Source organism: Flavobacterium niveum, assembly GCF_055231775.1.
Genome location: NZ_JBUYSX010000006.1, coordinates 292,179 through 308,976 on the forward strand (window position 1 = coordinate 292,179; position 16,798 = coordinate 308,976).

General features: G+C 44.6%; 14 protein-coding genes. 7 read left to right on the forward strand and 7 right to left on the reverse strand.

Annotated features, from left to right (window positions below; translation table 11 throughout):
• Positions 1-393: a 30S ribosome-binding factor RbfA gene (rbfA, locus tag ACZIX4_RS16040; protein ID WP_463336652.1), complete on the reverse strand. Its 393-nt coding sequence runs from the start codon at positions 391-393 to the stop codon at positions 1-3.
• Positions 394-794: 401 nt separating this feature from the next.
• On the opposite strand from rbfA, the gene ACZIX4_RS16045 reads away from it, so the two are divergent.
• Together ACZIX4_RS16045 and ACZIX4_RS16050 are read left to right on the forward strand one after the other, a co-directional pair.
• Positions 795-1,631 carry a sulfite exporter TauE/SafE family protein gene (locus ACZIX4_RS16045; RefSeq protein WP_463336653.1) on the forward strand — a complete coding sequence of 279 codons (837 nt, stop codon included), beginning with the start codon at positions 795-797 and terminating at the stop codon, positions 1,629-1,631.
• Positions 1,631-2,020 carry a DUF1634 domain-containing protein gene (locus ACZIX4_RS16050; protein ID WP_463336654.1) on the forward strand — a complete coding sequence of 130 codons (390 nt, stop codon included), beginning with the start codon at positions 1,631-1,633 and terminating at the stop codon, positions 2,018-2,020. Before ACZIX4_RS16045 ends, ACZIX4_RS16050 begins: the two co-directional genes overlap by 1 nt.
• Positions 2,021-2,038: 18 nt before the next feature.
• Here ACZIX4_RS16050 and ACZIX4_RS16055 read toward each other — a convergent pair whose 3' ends face one another.
• From ACZIX4_RS16055 to ACZIX4_RS16080, 6 genes are all read right to left on the reverse strand, one after another.
• The gene (locus tag ACZIX4_RS16055) at positions 2,039-4,843 is read right to left on the reverse strand and encodes a T9SS type A sorting domain-containing protein (protein WP_463336655.1); all 2,805 of its coding nucleotides are present in this window, start codon (positions 4,841-4,843) and stop codon (positions 2,039-2,041) included.
• A 141-nt stretch (positions 4,844-4,984) separates the two neighbouring features.
• On the reverse strand, positions 4,985-6,037 hold the full coding sequence (gene thiL, locus ACZIX4_RS16060; RefSeq protein ID WP_463336656.1) for a thiamine-phosphate kinase: 1,053 nt from the start codon (positions 6,035-6,037) through the stop codon (positions 4,985-4,987).
• Positions 6,038-6,146: 109 nt separating this feature from the next.
• Positions 6,147-6,581, reverse strand: a complete 435-nt coding sequence (locus ACZIX4_RS16065) for a DUF2314 domain-containing protein (protein ID WP_463336657.1) — start codon at positions 6,579-6,581, stop codon at positions 6,147-6,149.
• A gap of 197 nt (positions 6,582-6,778) precedes the next feature.
• Positions 6,779-7,672 (reverse strand): PGN_0703 family putative restriction endonuclease, encoded by an 894-nt coding sequence (locus ACZIX4_RS16070; protein ID WP_463336658.1) that lies wholly within the window; start codon positions 7,670-7,672, stop codon positions 6,779-6,781.
• Between the two features lie 135 nt (positions 7,673-7,807).
• Positions 7,808-11,167: a transcription-repair coupling factor gene (mfd, locus tag ACZIX4_RS16075; RefSeq protein WP_463336659.1), complete on the reverse strand. Its 3,360-nt coding sequence runs from the start codon at positions 11,165-11,167 to the stop codon at positions 7,808-7,810.
• The gene (locus ACZIX4_RS16080) at positions 11,145-11,849 is read right to left on the reverse strand and encodes a hypothetical protein (protein WP_463336660.1); all 705 of its coding nucleotides are present in this window, start codon (positions 11,847-11,849) and stop codon (positions 11,145-11,147) included. The genes mfd and ACZIX4_RS16080 overlap by 23 nt, the downstream gene beginning before the upstream one ends.
• Before the next feature lie 560 nt (positions 11,850-12,409).
• Here ACZIX4_RS16080 and ACZIX4_RS16085 point away from each other — a divergent pair.
• From ACZIX4_RS16085 to ACZIX4_RS16105, 5 genes are all read left to right on the forward strand, one after another.
• Positions 12,410-12,922, forward strand: coding sequence for a hypothetical protein (locus tag ACZIX4_RS16085; RefSeq protein ID WP_463336661.1), 513 nt, complete (start codon positions 12,410-12,412; stop codon positions 12,920-12,922).
• Positions 12,923-13,092: 170 nt separating this feature from the next.
• The gene (locus ACZIX4_RS16090) at positions 13,093-13,614 is read left to right on the forward strand and encodes a hypothetical protein (protein WP_463336662.1); all 522 of its coding nucleotides are present in this window, start codon (positions 13,093-13,095) and stop codon (positions 13,612-13,614) included.
• A 19-nt stretch (positions 13,615-13,633) separates the two neighbouring features.
• Complete coding sequence (locus ACZIX4_RS16095; RefSeq protein WP_463336663.1) at positions 13,634-14,260, forward strand: hypothetical protein; 627 nt, start codon at positions 13,634-13,636, stop codon at positions 14,258-14,260.
• 12 nt (positions 14,261-14,272) lie between these two features.
• Positions 14,273-14,953 carry a ComF family protein gene (locus ACZIX4_RS16100; protein ID WP_463336664.1) on the forward strand — a complete coding sequence of 227 codons (681 nt, stop codon included), beginning with the start codon at positions 14,273-14,275 and terminating at the stop codon, positions 14,951-14,953.
• Between the two features lie 231 nt (positions 14,954-15,184).
• Entirely contained in the window at positions 15,185-16,795 is a 1,611-nt protein-coding gene (locus ACZIX4_RS16105) for an Ig-like domain-containing domain (protein ID WP_463336665.1), read from the forward strand.
• Positions 16,796-16,798: the final 3 nt, after the last annotated feature.

Sequence of the window (16,798 nt, forward strand, 5' to 3'; positions counted from 1 at the left end):
TTACAGTTTTTTGCGTCGTGGTAAAAGGTCTGGGTTGGCTATTGGGTTGTTTTCGCCTTTAAGCTCTTTGTCAAGCGCTTCTATCCTGTCCAGCGAATCGTCTATATAAAACACAAGGTTCGGCACTTTGCGCAGCTGAAGGCGCACACGCTGTGCAAGGTCGTGCTTAATAAGCGGCGCATTGCTTTTTACCGCATTCAGTATTTCGCCGCCCTTTTCAGACGGGAACACGCTAAGGTACACCTTTGCCAGCGAAAGGTCGGTGGTAACCGCCACCTTGCTTATAGAGATAACGAGGTTGCTGATTCCGTTCTTACGGATTTCGCCCTGTAGTATGTCTACCAGGTCGTTTTGCAGCAAGGCCCCTATTTTTTTTTGCCTGTTTGTTTCCATCCTGCAAAAGTACTCAAATTATTAATAGGGTGTTACCAAATAAATACAGCGGATTTTGCCAACAAAGAGTTCCTATACGGGTACATCTTTGCGGCTTGGCGTCTTTGCGGGAAATTTTCTACCACAAGGGACACAAAGTTTTTCACAAAGTCCACAATTCCTTTTACTCTTTAAAGTTCACCAAGGCTTTCCTTTGGAAAGCTGAAAAGAACACGAAGTGATTTATATATGCGATAACTCGGGAATATAATTCCTCCCATAACTATGTGTTTAATTTCTTATGCGAGTTGGAGCATGAATTTGTGGAAATTAGTGCAATTTATGTCTTAAATACCGCACAAGTAGCCGGGTTTTTATTTTTTGCGCCGTAAATTTACCCCTCATACCAAAATTCACGGTACATGACCTTACTCACATTTACACTCATAATGCTTATCGGCGCCTTTGCGGCGGGCTTTGTAGGCTCGCTTTCGGGGCTGGGCGGCGGCATTATCATCATCCCGTTGCTTACCATAGGCCTTGGGGTAGACATCCACTATGCCATAGGCACGGCGCTGGTAGCCGTTATCGCCACATCGTCGGGCTCGGCAGCGGCTTACGTACGCGAAGGCATAACCAACATGCGCCTGGGCATGTTCCTGGAAATAGCCACCACACTGGGGGCTGTAGGCGGCGCGCTCATATCGAGCGCGGCACCGGCTTCGGCAATAGCGGTGATTTTCGGGTTGACGCTGGTTTTCTCAGCCATTAATTCGCTGCGCAAAAAAACAGAACACGTACTGGAAACCTCCAGCGCTCTGGCACAAAAACTCGACCTCCCATCGGATTATCCCGCTACAGACGGCACCAAGATAAAATACGGCGTAAAAAACGTAATCGGCGGTTTCAGCATGATGGGCCTTGCGGGGATGATGTCGGGTATGCTGGGTATCGGCTCGGGTGCGTTTAAGGTTATCGCCATGGACAACATTATGCGCATACCATTTAAGGTATCTACCACCACCAGTAACTTTATGATGGGTGTTACCGCTGTAGCCAGTTCGGTAATCTACATACAGAAGGGGTATATTCAGCCAGCTATATGCATGCCGGTGGTTATTGGTGTATTGCTGGGTGCGCTTACCGGGGCACAGGTGCTGATAAAGGCCAACCCGAAGAAACTGCGTGTTTTCTTTGCAGTCCTTATCATAGTACTGGCGCTGAACATGATTTATAACGGCTTAATGGGCAATATATAATGAAACACAATACAGAACAGGAAAAAGACTTCCAGCAACTGATAGGCAACCTGCTGCGCTATGGCGTATGGACGGCACTGGGCGTGGCGCTTGCGGGTGGTGTGGTATACCTGAGCACCCACAGCCACGACACGGTAAACTACGCCGAATTCACCGAAAACGACCGCAGCCTTTTTGATGTTATAAGCGATATTTTTACCGGCATAGCCAATGGCGACGGTAACTCCATGATATTCCTTGGCGTGCTGCTGCTGTTCCTTACCCCGGTACTGCGCATGGTACTCTCGCTATTCTCATTTATCAGGGAAAAAGATACCAAGTATGTTTTCATTACCCTGCTGGTAATGGGCATCATCTGTATGAGTATTGCCTTAGGGTTTTCGCATTAAGTGCCATTTCAGATTTTATTACCTTTTCATCACCATAATGGTATTAGAGCTATTGCCAGATGATACCCGTACCAGATATGAACCTGCCTCAAGACCGGCCATGTTAACATCTGCCTCGGTTACATCAAATATCCGGGTTAATATCTTTTGCCCTGTCAGGTTATATACTTCTACCTGCCCTATAACCGTGCCTGACACGATATGAAGGTTGTCTGAAACAGGGTTAGGATAATAAGAAAACTTAGTATCTTTTGTAGGCGTAGTGCCTAAAATCACCTCTACTGTTACGGCAAAAGTTTCTGATTCGCACCCGTCAATTGTCTGTGTAGCATAATAGGTTTCACCATTTATCAGCTGGGTATCGGCAGGCAATAAATTTCCGTTTGCATCATACCACTGTATGTCAGTACCGTTTACAACCAGGTCTTCCAGTGTAGCGCCTGTAGCGGGGTCTGCAGTAACCGTTTGGGCAGTCAATCCTTGGGGCAAAGCAGCAAAACATGGTTGTGCACTACCATAAATACGTGCTAATTTGCTTCTTTTAACTCCTGCATACTGGTTAAAAACACCGCTTATCAAAATATTACCGTCGGCCTGTACAGCTATTGCATATATTGCCGCCTGGTCTGTATATGAATAAATTATACCCTCAGAAGTATCAAAAGAAGTATCGGTACTACCATTTGTATTGATACGAACAAGCCCATCTACGTCTGTACCGTTGTATTGATGAAACCTGCCGCCTATGATAATTTTACCATCAGGCTGTAATGCCAGTGCAAATATATAATCGTTTGTACCACTGCCCGTATCAAAAGAAGTATCGGTACTACCATCTGTATTTATTCTCGCTATATCATTAATGGGGGTGCCATTATAGTAATTAAAGGTTCCTGTAATTATTATTTTGCCATCGGGCTGAAGCACTAAAGAATCTATTCCTCCTGCGCCGTTACCCGACACAAAAGTAGTATCCGGGCTGCCATCACTGTTTAACCTGGCTACGTTAGTACTCTCGCCGTTGTATGACTCAAAAAATCCTCCTACAATAATTTTGCCGTCGGGCTGTAGTGCCATGGCAACTATGTGAGTATTATAAATATTGTAAAAACTCATTGTAGAATTAAAAGAGGTGTCTACACTACCATCAGCATTTAATCTTGCAATACTTATAGAATCTACCCCATTAAAAGATGTAAACCCACCCGCTACAAGTATCTTGCCATCGGGCTGCACAACAATAGATGTTACTCCCGGATACGTGAGGTCGTCTAATAGACCGGGGCCAATGCCGGGGTCAAATGAAGTATCAAGGCTGCCATCTGCATTAAGCCGTGCAATTCTATTTCGGGTTATCCCGTTAAACATTGTAAAATATCCGCCTATAAGTATTTTCCCATCCGGCTGAAGTACTACTTTTTCAATAATGGCCAAATCGCTTGCTACACCGCTGCCCGGGTTAAATGATGTATCTATACTACCGTCTTCATTTGCCCTTACAATACCATTTACCAATAATCCATTATAAGAATTAAAAGACCCTGCTAAAATTATTTTATTATCTGGTTGTATTGCAAAATCATTAACCATGCCGTACCAAGTACCCATTCCCGGCTCAAAGTTGTGGTCTAGCCCGCCGTTTTGGTCAATCAGGGCAATATAGTTCCTGTTATATCCATCATAAGCAGTAAAGTTGCCTCCCATAATAATTTTACCATCCGGGCGTAGTACTAAATCGGTAATTGCAATATCTGTGCCCGTGCCGGGATCAAAAGCCATATCAGGGCTGCCATCAGCATTAAAACGTGTAATTCCGTGGCGGCTTAAACCGTTATGCGTAGTAAAGCCTCCACAAACAAGTAATTTACCATCGGGCTGCATGAGTACACTATCACCAGACGGGTAAACCGCACCCACAAGGCCGGTACCTATATTAAAACTACTGTCTATGCTTCCATCGGTATTTAACCGCGCAATACCGCTGCATGCTGAGCCATTGTAACTGGTAAAGTCGCCTACGAAAAGTATTTTTCCATCCGGCTGAAGTGTAATACCCATTACCCAATCATTTGCACCTGTACCATAGTTAAAACCTGTATCTAAGCTACCGTTGCTGTTTAACCTTGCAATACGATTACTGCCTACGCCATTATAAGTAGTAAAAAGCCCACCTATAAGTATATTGCCGTCTGGCTGCAAAGCCATAGTCCTTATACTGTTATTTGCACCTGTGCCGCCATCAAAACTTGTATCAAGGCTGCCATCAGCATTAAGTCGGGCTATGTGGTTACAGCTTATGCCGTTATAAGAAGTAAAGTCTCCCCCTATAATAATTTTACCGTCTGGCTGTAACGCCATACACATAACCATATCGTTTGCGCCTGTGCCGGTATTAAACGTTGTATCAAGGCTTCCGTCTTCGTTAAGGAGGGCCATGCCATTTCGCTCTACACCATTAAAATAATTAAAACCGCCGCCTACAATTATCTTGTTATCAGGCCGCAATACTATTTCCTGGACAAAATAATTAAAGCCGGTGCCAATATTAAATGTGGTATCTAATGTACTGTCTGCATTAAGGCGCGCTATAAGGTTGCTTCCGGTTTCATTATAAGAATCAAACCCACCGCCAACAATAATTTTGCCATCGGGCTGCACCGCCAAGGATGTTACATAGTTGCTAAATCCCGGGTTAGCCAAAAACTGGGCGTTAAGAGTATTAAAAGAAGTATCTAAATCTCCGGGGTTTTGACTGTAAGCAAAAACCGTAATTAAAAAAAAGCACCTTAATAAGGCACGTTGCAGGTTGATGGTTGATTTCATATTGGTTAGTGTTTAAATTTAAAAGATGTAATAATACAATATTAAACTAAAAACCAAATAAATACACAACAAATAACTTAAAAAAAATAAAAAAGCAGTTGTAAGAACAACCGCTTTTAATATATTTCTCTATCCTGAAAACTATTCGTTTTCCTGAAGCGCATTCCATCCCCTCGATTTAAGCGGGATTTTGGTATTGGCTCGGGTTACAAGGTGTATGCCCTCGCTTTCCTGCGTGGTATGGCCTATAACGGTAAAATTAGGATTGCCCTTAATCTTGTCGAAGTCTTCCATTTTTATGGTGAACAACAGTTCGTAATCCTCACCACCGTTTATGGCTACTGTTGTAATATCTATATTAAACTCTTCGCATGTATTTATGAGTTGCGGATCGGCAGGGATTTTCTCCTCATACAGGTTGCACCCCACCCCACTCTGCTTACAAATGTGTATAATCTCAGACGACAACCCGTCTGACACATCTATCATAGCTGTAGGCTTCACGTCCAGTTCTTTCAGCAGCTCGCGTACATCAGTACGGGCTTCCGGTTTCAGCTGGCGTTCTATAAGGTAATTGTAGGCATCAAGGTCGGGCTGGTTGTTCGGGTTCACCTGGAACACCTGTTTTTCGCGTTCCAAAACCTGCAGGCCCATATAGGCAGCACCCACATCGCCGGTTACAATAAGCAGGTCGTTAGTACCTGCACCGTTGCGGTAGGCTATATCTTCGGCATCGGCCTCACCAATCGCGGTAATGCTGATGATCATCCCCTTTTGCGATGACGTAGTATCGCCACCTACGATGTCCACACCGTAGGTACGGGCAGCCAGTTTAATACCGTCATACAGTTCGTCCAACGCTTCTACCGGGAAACGGTTGCTCACGGCAAGCGACACCGTAATTTGCGTAGGCTTGGCGTTCATGGCGGCAATATCGCTCAGGTTAACCACCACAGCTTTGTAGCCAAGGTGCTTCAGCGGCATATAGGCCAGGTCAAAATGCACGCCTTCTATAAGCAGGTCGGTGCTTACCACCACTTTTTTATCCTTAAAATCGAGTACAGCGGCATCATCGCCTATCCCCGTAAGGGTAGAGGGCTGCTTTAGTTCGATGTTTGCTGTAAGGTGTTCTATAAGGCCAAATTCGCCCAGCGAACCCAGGCTGGTGCGCTGCTGGTTTTTATCTTCAATCATTTTCTTTAGCTTCTGAGTTTCTTAGCTACTGAGTAACTAAGCCGCAAAGGTAGTTTAAAAGTTACAGAGCGGCATACCTTGCAGGGTGATATTGTATGGTGCGGCAATCCTACAAATCTTCATTGGCAAAATTTCCGGCAACTACTTTATGTTTTCTGGATATTACCCAGTCTTTTACACTGTCTTTCGGAATTTTTACCTCATCTCCCAGTTTTATTATTTTCAGCCGCAAGGGAACATTGTTCAGTGTAGTAGTAAACGTATCGCCGTCAACAGACTGTACTTTAAACCACATTGTTTCAGTGTATTCACCCTCCGTGTATGGCGCACTGATATTAAATTTATAGCGTTTCTTTTCCCTGCTGTTTAAAAGTTGTATAAAAGCGGGCAGGTTTTCCTGTGCCAGTTTAGCCGCATCAATGTATCTGCTGTCGCTTTTTTTTACCCTTATTACATTGTCACGGTCCCATTCTGCGGTCCTTTTTTGCGGGTTACAGCCGATGATAAAGATAAGGGCGATTAAAAATAAGGTTGGTTTGGCCATGGTAAATCTGTTAAGGTTGATTTAATCCAAACCTACAAAAAAATATCCTGACAAAAAAGATTGCTGCGGTTGTGTCTCACACACACACGAGGGCTTATCCGAACTGACGGAGTAATGACAGACTGGATTGCGGTGTTTTCTTCACGTACCGTCATTGCGAACGCAGCATAGCGGAGTGTGGCAATCTTACTACACCTTCAAATTAATTTAAATTTTTCCGTTAGGTAATCTAAGAACCATTGTTCATATTGTTTAACATCCATCTTTTCGAAAATATCTTTCCAGCTAATTTTCGAAAATTTGCCAATATTAGTATTAAGGGAACTTTCAAAGATATCAAGAGTCTCTTTATTTTTTCCTCGGAATAATTTATCAGGCCCAAGATTAATTAACTCATATTCTCGTCCGGCACTTAACCTAGTTAGAAAAGCCCAATTACGAAAGAGCTCGTAATATCCACTTTCTAACAATTGCTTTTCATCTATATCTTCAATTATATATTTATCGAATTTGTTTTTATCTTTTATATTATCATTTTTACTTCTATACTTTACTTCAATAAAAATTAATCTATCCGATAACTCTATAATTACGTCTGGCTCAGTTCTTCTATTTGAAAGTTCATTAAATGAATCCGATATTTTTAAAAAGGTATCTATTAAATTTGAATTAATCGAAATTTCGTTAATCTTAGAGCCCCACAAATAAATTCCAAATTCTTTCTCTTCACTTTTTATATTCAATAATTTAAGTAGCTGAGAGTATTTTTTTGTTACTACAAAATAGTTGAAAAAACTCCATGAAAGAGCATCCTCAGAAGTAGAAAACCCAAACTTGTTTATCTTGTTTTTTCGATTTACTTTATTTAATGACTCGGTTAGTACGTTATCTATATTGTGCCTAAGTAGCTCTGGAACATTCTCAAGATGATTTTCATAAATAAGAATTGGATTGTTTTTTGAATTTGAAAAACCAATTTTACAGTTATTACAACGTCTAATACAGTCAGAATAAGAGGAGGTTCTTTTAATTTCCGTTGATGCTAAGAGTGTTAGATTTCCGCATTTACATCTTATGTTCGGTAGAGTCATTAAAATAAAATTTGGTGGTTCCCATAAACCTACAAAAAATATCCTGACAAAAAAAGATTGCCGCGGCCGTGCCTCCCTAGCAAATACAGCCGCAGAAAAAACTCAGCGTCTCCCAAACTCAGAATCTAAGCATCTTTACTCAAAAACCATCTTCAGCAAGTCATGTGCTTTTTTAAGGCTGCGTACATTTTCAAAGGTAAGCAGCAGGCGCAGGCCGTTCTTGGTTTGCTTTTCCTTCATTTTACCCAGGGTAGGAAACTGCTGTACAAACTGCAGCACGCGGTGGAAGTTACCGCTCTGGTAGTACTGGCTGTTTTGGTCGCCCACAAAGTAGCCCACCATTTTATCCTGTTTCAGTACCAGTTTTTCAATACCCATTTTGGTAGCCAGCCACTTGATTTTTATACTCGTAATAAGCGCCTGCGCAGGTTTCGGCAGCGGCCCGAAACGGTCGATAAGGCGCTGCTCAAAGGCTTTTAGCTCCTCCTCGGTTTTCAGGGTGCCGAGTTCGTTGTACAGGTTCAGCCTTTCGCTAATGTTGTTCACGTACTCATCAGGGAACATCATACTAAAGTCGCTGTCTATGTGCAGGTCTTTTACGTATTCCTTCTCGGTTTCGCCCTCTACCTCATCGTACAGGTCTTTGAATTCATTTTCCTTCAGTTCCTCAATGGCCTCATTCATTATCTTCTGGTAGGTTTCAAAGCCTATCTCGTTAATGAAACCGCTTTGCTCGGCGCCCAGTATATCGCCCGCGCCACGGATTTCAAGGTCTTTCATGGCAATGTTAAACCCGCTGCCCAGGTCGCTGAACTGTTCCAGTGCCTGTATGCGCTTGCGTGCCTCCTCGGTCATGGCGCTGTATGGCGGGGTTATAAAGTAACAGAACGCTTTTTTATTACTACGGCCCACACGCCCGCGCATCTGGTGCAGGTCGCTAAGCCCGAAGTGGTTGGCGTTGTTGATGAAAATCGTGTTGGCATTCGGTACGTCAAGGCCGCTTTCTATAATACTGGTGGCTACAAGCACGTCAAACTCGCCCGCCATAAAGGCCAGCATCAGCTCTTCCAGCTTTTTACCATCCATTTGGCCGTGGCCTATGCCCACTTTGGCATGCGGTACCAGGCGCTGAATCATCCCGGCTACTTCCTTAATGTTCTCTATTCGGTTGTTGATGAAGTACACCTGGCCGCCGCGCTCTATTTCATACGCCACGGCATCGCGGATTACTTCCTCGTTAAAGCCTACCACATTAGTCTCCACCGGGTAACGGTTGGGCGGTGGCGTGCTTATTACCGAAAGGTCGCGCGCAGCCATAAGCGAAAATTGCAGCGTACGCGGTATAGGGGTAGCGGTAAGCGTAAGGGTGTCGATGTTTTCGGCTATGGTTTTTAGCCTGTCCTTTACGTTTACGCCAAATTTCTGTTCTTCGTCGATGATGAGCAGTCCAAGGTCTTTAAACTGCACGTTCTTGTTTACTAACTGGTGCGTGCCAATTAGTATATCAACCTTCCCCTCAGCCAAACCTTTCAGGGTCTCCGATTTCTGCTTGGCAGTACGGAAACGGTTCAGGTAGCTTACCGTAACGGGCATATCCTTTAAGCGCTCGCTAAACGTTTTATAATGCTGGAAGGCAAGTATCGTTGTCGGGACAAGGATAGCCACCTGCTTGCCGTTATCTACCGCCTTAAATGCAGCACGGATAGCGACTTCAGTCTTACCAAAACCCACGTCGCCACACACCAGGCGGTCCATTGGGCGTTCGCTTTCCATATCGTGCTTTACGTCGGCTGTGGCAGTTACCTGGTCGGGCGTGTCTTCGTAAATGAACGACGACTCAAGCTCCGCCTGAAGATAGCTGTCCGGCCCGAACTGGAAGCCTTTTTCCAGCCTGCGTTTAGCATACAGCTGAATCAGGTTAAAGGCAATGTGCTTTACACGCGCCTTGGTTTTCTGCTTCAGGGTTTTCCAGGCGCTGCTGCCTATTTTGTGGACTTTCGGCGTTACGCCGTCCTTACCGTTGTACTTCGAAATCTTGTGCAGCGAGTGGATGCTCACATACACAATGTCGTTATCGGCGTAGACCAGCTTTATTGCTTCCTGTAATTTGTTGTCGACCTCAATTTTTTGCAGGCCGCCAAACTTACCGATACCGTGGTCTATGTGTGTTACGTAGTCGCCCACGCTTAGCGAGGTAAGGTCTTTTATGGTAATCGCCTGTTTTTTGCTGTACCCGTTTTTGATGCTGAATTTATGGTAGCGCTCAAAAATCTGGTGGTCGGTATAGCAGGCTATCTGGTTTTCTTCGTCTACAAAACCCTCGAATATCGGGAAGACGATGGTTTTGTATTGCTTGTTTACGTCCTTTTGGTTGGCACTGTCCAGGCTTTCGAAGATGTCGGCAAAACGCTTCGCCTGGGCTTCATTGCTACAAAAAATATAGTTTTTGTAACCGTTGTTCTGGTTGATGTTCAGGTCGTTCAGCAGCAGGTCAAACTGCTTATTGAACGACGGCTGGGGCCTTGTGCGGAACTCAAAGGTCTTTTGCGCCTTGAATATGGCTTTGCTGCCAATTTCGGCTATGGTAAAATCGAGTGCTTTTTTTATGAATGCCTCCTGGTTTACAAACAACTCGGCGGGGGTGGCGTGCTTAATCTCGGTGCTCAGCTTGCTGAAAGCATCGTTGGCACGTTCAAAAAGGCTGTCGAGCCTTGACAACAGCGCATCGGTGTTTTCTATGAGCAGTACGGTATTCGGGCTGATGTATTCGAGGAAGCTTTCGCGCTTTTCGTTCACCAGCTTGTTTTCCACATTCGGGATAACCGTTATCTTCTTTTTCTGTTCCAATGACAGCTGGCTCGCCACATCAAACGTACGGATGCTGTCTACCTCATTGCCAAAGAACTCTATACGGTACGGGTTGTCATTGCTGAACGAAAACACGTCCACAATACCTCCGCGCACGCTGAATTCGCCCGGTTCGGCAACGAAATCCACACGGCGGAACTCGTACTCAAACAGCACTTCGTTAATGAAGTCGATGCTCACCTGGTCGCCCACGGAAATTTTCAGGGTATTCTTGTCCAGCTGCTGGCGGGTCACCACCTTTTCAAACAGTGCTTCAGGGTACGAAACGATGATTGCAGGCTTCTTACGCGAGTTGATGCGGTTCAGCACCTCGGCGCGGAGCAGTACGGCAGCATTATCGGTATCTTCTATCTGGTAGGGGCGGCGGTATGATCCTGGATAAAACAGTACATCGTCCTGGCCCACAAGGGCTTCAAGGTCGTTAAGATAATAGGCAGCCTCCTCCTTATCCTTTAAAATAAGCAGGAACGGCAGCCCGCTTTCACGGAACAGCGGGTCGGTAACAAACGATAGTGACGAACCTACCAGCCCCTTAACCAGCACTTTACTGCCGGGTTGCTGCAAGGCTTCCGCTATCTGTTTTATTTTACCTGAACTATGGTATTTACGGGTTATTTCGTTTTCCAAAACGTTGTTTCTTAGCACCTGCACCGTGGCCTGGCGGTGTGTGCAGGTTTGTTTGTGGTGTTAAGGGTTTTGCTTGTGGCAGCGGCCTTCCTTCCTCCATGGGTATCGCATCGGGGTTGGCCAGCCTTGTGGTATCCAGGGCACGCAGCATTTGCTCTTCGCCCTCTTCCTTAGGTATTTCGCTTACGCGGATAATTTCGTCAAACTGGTTTTGCGTGGCGTTAAGCTCACTCGTTACACTGCCTATCAGCGCTATGATTTTTTTATCGGGTACCGTTTCCAGGTTCATGTAGGTATAAATCATCTGTATGTTGGTTACCACCACATCCAGGCGGGCGCGTACCTGCGGCTTGTTAAAAAACACCGGTACGTTGTCCCTCAGCACACTGGCTTTGCTTACCAGCACCTTGCTTTTGCGCTTAAAGGCTTCCAGCGTACCGGTAGGCTTCTGGTGCAGTTCGTTGTTAAACTGCTGCCATTCGTTCCAGCCGTTTATGCGGTCGGCTACCTTTGGGGCAGGCTGTGCCACATCAAAATGCCAGCTGCGGCTAAGCACCTTCAGTATAGAGTCGTTCGTTTTCTGCGTGCGCTGGGTTTCCGCTATGCGGAGCTGCTCGTCGTCCTTGCACGATACCACCAGCAATGCCAGGCAGCTGAACGTTAAAATCTTTAAATATTTCATGGATACAATATTGCCACGCAAAAATACAAATCCCGCGCCAAAGTTTTTCATAAATAAATTAGGGCTACTTAGTTTCTGAGCTACTTAGCGACTGAGCAAGAGTGTTCATGGGCATGAGTGAAGCTGTTCCCCTCTGCGAGAGGGGTTAGGGGTGTGTTTTTTACCACAAAGTGCACAAAGGTTTTCACTAAGTCCACAATTTCTTTAACAGTGTATAATAACATGCCCTGAAAAGTGCACCAAGGCTTTCCTTTGGAAGGCTATGAAGTTCACAAAATGATGTACCTACATAATATCCTAAAGGTGTGCTTATTAGACTGCTTCGTACCGCAATGACGGGACGCGAAGAAAGCGCCCCAATCCGGTCCGTCTTTACTCCGTCAGTTCGGGCAAGCCCTCGTGTGCGAGGGAGGCACGACCGCGGCAATCTTTTATTAAGATATTTTTTGTAGGTTTATGGAAACAAAAAACCATGAAAATATACAAATCCAACACCAAAGTTTTCATGAATATACGGGAGGGGTTTGTATCTTTAGCAAAACCGATTGACTAAAATAAAGATGAAAAAAATAAATGATATAGCGATTGGCGATACATTTACATTTAGGGCCGCCGATGGTAAGCATAAGGCTATTATCTGTACAAGCGTATATAAAGACAAAAGCCCATACCATTTTTACTTTTGTGCTACTACTTATAGTGATACTGTAACTCCATCAATTGAAGATATAAAACAAAGTAGCTTTTTTGGTGTTGGCAATGCAACAAAAGGGGATTATTTTAAATATAATGAAGACGAACTCGCTAAAATGTGGAGTATACATCCTGAAATTAAGCCATATGTTTTGAGTTCTTATGGTTTTTTAATTCTTAGAAAAGCCTTAGTAAAGTTTCTCGATAATTTTCAGTTTATTGGCAATTTAGATGTAGTAGACAATCTTCATTTAAACGGAAATGGAAGTGTAAATGCAAGCGACTGGAATTACTTAAGAGAGTCTTTTAATGACGCATTGCCTTCAGTTATGAAATACCATAGTCAGGAAATATTTAAAGTTGAGGCCATAATCAGATAATGTAATTGTTTAACGTGTCAAAAATAACCAACCAAAACCAATGCCCCAATACGGCCTGTCTTTGCGAGGGAGGTACGACCGCGGCAATCTTAATTATTAAGATATTTTTTGTAGGTTTATGGAATAAATCTTTCAACCTACCTACAAAAACAACAACACACCATTTGACAATGAAATTTTTACAGAAACTCATACCAATACTACTCCTTATCCCCATTTTATGTAACGGGCAGGAAACACAATTAAAAGGTGATAACATTAAAATTACGCTCGGCGGCGATACCACCCTTGAATTATCCCGGGAAAAGTTCAATCCGAAAAAACACAAAATCGAATACAAGGACACACATATTATTTCGATTGATAATATCCCAATATTTGGGTCAGACACAGAAGTTCCAAAATATGTGCTTTCAAAAGCAGTCTTGAAAAAAAGTGGTAAAACCTATAACCTCCAGGTTGACAACATGTACAATCCCTGGCTGGGTGAAAGTGCTGATGAGAAATTATTTGAGATGATATGCGGTGCTGATGGCGCCTGTATTGTGAAAGTCAGGTTTTCTGAAGGCAAGGGTAAGTATGCTGCCGAATGGCTTATAGAAGGAAATGCCTGCATAAGGGGTATAATCACAAAAGATGCCGTAATTATACAGTCGTATTTTGAATATGACAATGGTGTTACTGAAGAATAATTAACCAACCAACAACCAAATGCTCCAATCCCTAATCAATCCGCTACTCCGCTACACCATCTTTCTTATTGCAACGACATTCTTCATAAGTTGTCATACTAAGAAAACATCTGAACCCGCTATAAAAATTCCACCCGGTAAAACCTACGTAAAAGGTGAATGGGAGAAATTCCGGCTTGGTGATATGGATGGTGATGGTAAACGTGATTTTGCAGAGGTATATACCCCGCCCTACTATGAAATACCGTTTGAAGGACGCCCCGGTAAATTTGAATATGCTGGCTGTGTAGGCGATACCTGCTACAACCGCATAAGGTTTTCTGCCGGTTATCCCGAAATATGGCATGGAAACTCATTGTGGGGGTCGGTAGAGCCGTTAGGCGACCTTGACGAAGATGGTATTAATGAGTTTGTGTTCCTGACGGGCTGGTGGATCGGTAGCCACGTCAGTGTTTATATTTATTCGTTTGACAAGGAAAAGAAAAGTTGGGTTGTTCTAGCCAAGAACTGGATGTATGAAAAGGATACTTATAGCAACCTTGTAACTAAAATAGACAAAACCGAATTTAAGTTCAGTATCGAATATATGGATACTATTGAGCACGATATAATGACTAAGGACACGCTAATAAAAATTAGAAAATAACCAACAACCAAAATGCTCCAATCCCTAATCAACCTCCTGTACCCAACCCTTTGCAACGGCTGTGATGCCCTGCTGCTGGAATACGAAGACACCCTGTGCACCCATTGCCGGCACGATATGCCCCTCACGCACCACTACCTGAACCCGGGCAACGAAACCGCACAAAAGTTTTACGGGCGCCTGCCGCTGGAGCATGCCTCGGCACTGGTATATTTCCATAAGGAGGGTATGGTGCAGCAGCTCATCCACAACCTTAAGTACCGCAAGCAGCAATCTGTAGGCCGTGTTATGGGGCAGTGGTACGCCCCGCTGCTGAAACAGGTGCCCGAACTTGCCGACGTAACGGATATCATCCCCGTGCCGTTGCACCCTCGCAGGCTGCGCGAACGCGGCTACAACCAGGTGGAGCAGTTTGGACGTGCGTTATCAGACGGACTGGATATCCCATACACCGATAACATACTGGTGCGTGAAGCCTACACCAAAACCCAGACCCAAAAAGACCGCGAAAAACGTGCAGGCATTGCCAGTGCATTTGCCGTACGCCCCGAAAATGCGGGCGAAGGCAGGCACTTCCTGCTCATAGACGATGTTATCACCACCGGCGCCACGCTTGAGGCCTGCGGCAAACTGCTGCTGCAACTGCCCGGCGCACGCCTCAGCATCGTTACCATAGCATACGCGCAAAGCTAAAAATACAGCCACGACCCAAACGATAGCGAACGGGCGAAGCAATTGCTCGAATTAAAGGAATTCATTTTCTTTTTAATTTATCTAAAGAAATAAAACAGATTTAACCTGTATATGAATTTGTGTGAATTAGTGTAATTCGTGGCAAAACGCCTTAACGCTTTAAATTTCGGCAAAACATTTCCGCATCAGTAAATATAATCGTTATTTTGCCGTTACAATCAGTAAAAAACTATGCTTAAGAATAACCTTCTTATCTACATATTCCTGCTGGCACTTATGAGCAGTTGTGCCAAAAGGGGCGGTATTACCGGCGGCCCTAAAGATACCCTGGCCCCCGCCATGGTAAGCAGTTCGCCTAAGAACATGACGACCAACTTTAACGGCAAGGAAATCCGCATCGACTTTGACGAATACATAAAGATAAAGGACATCAATAAGCAGCTGATTATTTCGCCGCCGCTAAAATACCAGCCCGAAATTATACCCCAGGGCAGCGCGAGCAAGTTTATCAGCGTAAAGATTAAAGATACGCTGCCGCCTAACACTACCTACAGCCTTAACTTCGGGCAGAGTATTACCGATAATAATGAGGGCAACCCGTATTCGCAGTTCCGTTTTGTGTTTTCTACCGGCGATTATATCGACTCACTGCGCGTTAACGGCCAAATTAAGGATGCGCACGACCTGAAGACCGACAACTTTGTAACCATAATGCTGTACGAGGACAACGAAACCTTTAACGACAGTACCATTTACAAACAGAAACCGCACTACGTAACCAATACGCTGGACAGCCTTAAAATATATTCCATACAAAACATAAAGGCGGGCAGGTACCACCTTTTTGCCGTGAAGGATGTGGGCAACAACTACATGTACAACCCGAAATCGGATAAGATAGCGTTCCTCGGCGCACCGCTTACCGTGCCGAACGATACACTGTTTTTACTGGAACTATTTAAGGAAAAGATACCTGTAAAATCGCTAAAGCCGTTCCAGGCGTCGTCTAACAGGCTGTTTCTACCCTACGAAGGCAAGAGTGGGGTAAAAGAGCTAAGGGCTTCGGTGAAAAATGCTGTTACCAAAGAGGATATAAAAACACGCCTCACCCGTGTTAAGGATAAAGACTCGCTAAATCTGTGGCTGCCACGCGGCCTTAAAGACTCGTTAAGGGTACAGGTTACCGAGCCATCGGGTGAAAAAAGTTACCTTATAAAGCTGAAGGAAATGAAGGCGGCCGACTCCCTTGCGGTGGAAGCAGTACAGAAAGGTGGGCTGCACTTTAGGGAGAAATTCCAGGTGAAGGTAAGTACCCCACTGGACACCATTGACATAGCAAAAATATCGGTAACAAACAAAGACTCTGTTGCGGTGCCGTTTACCCATGTGTACGACGACTTTGAGCAACAGATAACCTTTGATTTCGAAAAAACGGAAAACGAAAAGTACACGGTACAGTTACTGCCCGGCGCCCTAACCGATTTTTACGGTAAGCAGAACGACACACTGTCCTACAAGCTGGCTACCAAAGCTTTTAACGACTATGGCAATATGAGGGTAAAGCTGAAAGATGTAAAACGCTGGCCGGTGGTAGTAGAACTTACTGACGACAAGGGCACCGTGTATGCATCGGCCTACACCGAAACGCCCGAACTGAATTTTGACCTGATAGAACCAAACAAGTATACCCTGCGCCTGTTTTACGACGACAACAAAAACAAGGAGTGGGATACGGGCGACTACCAGAAAAAACTGCAACCCGAAGAGGTTATTTACCATACCGGTGCCGTAGATGTCCGCGCCATGTGGGACGTAGACCAGGATTTCCCCGCCGGAGGGTAGTTT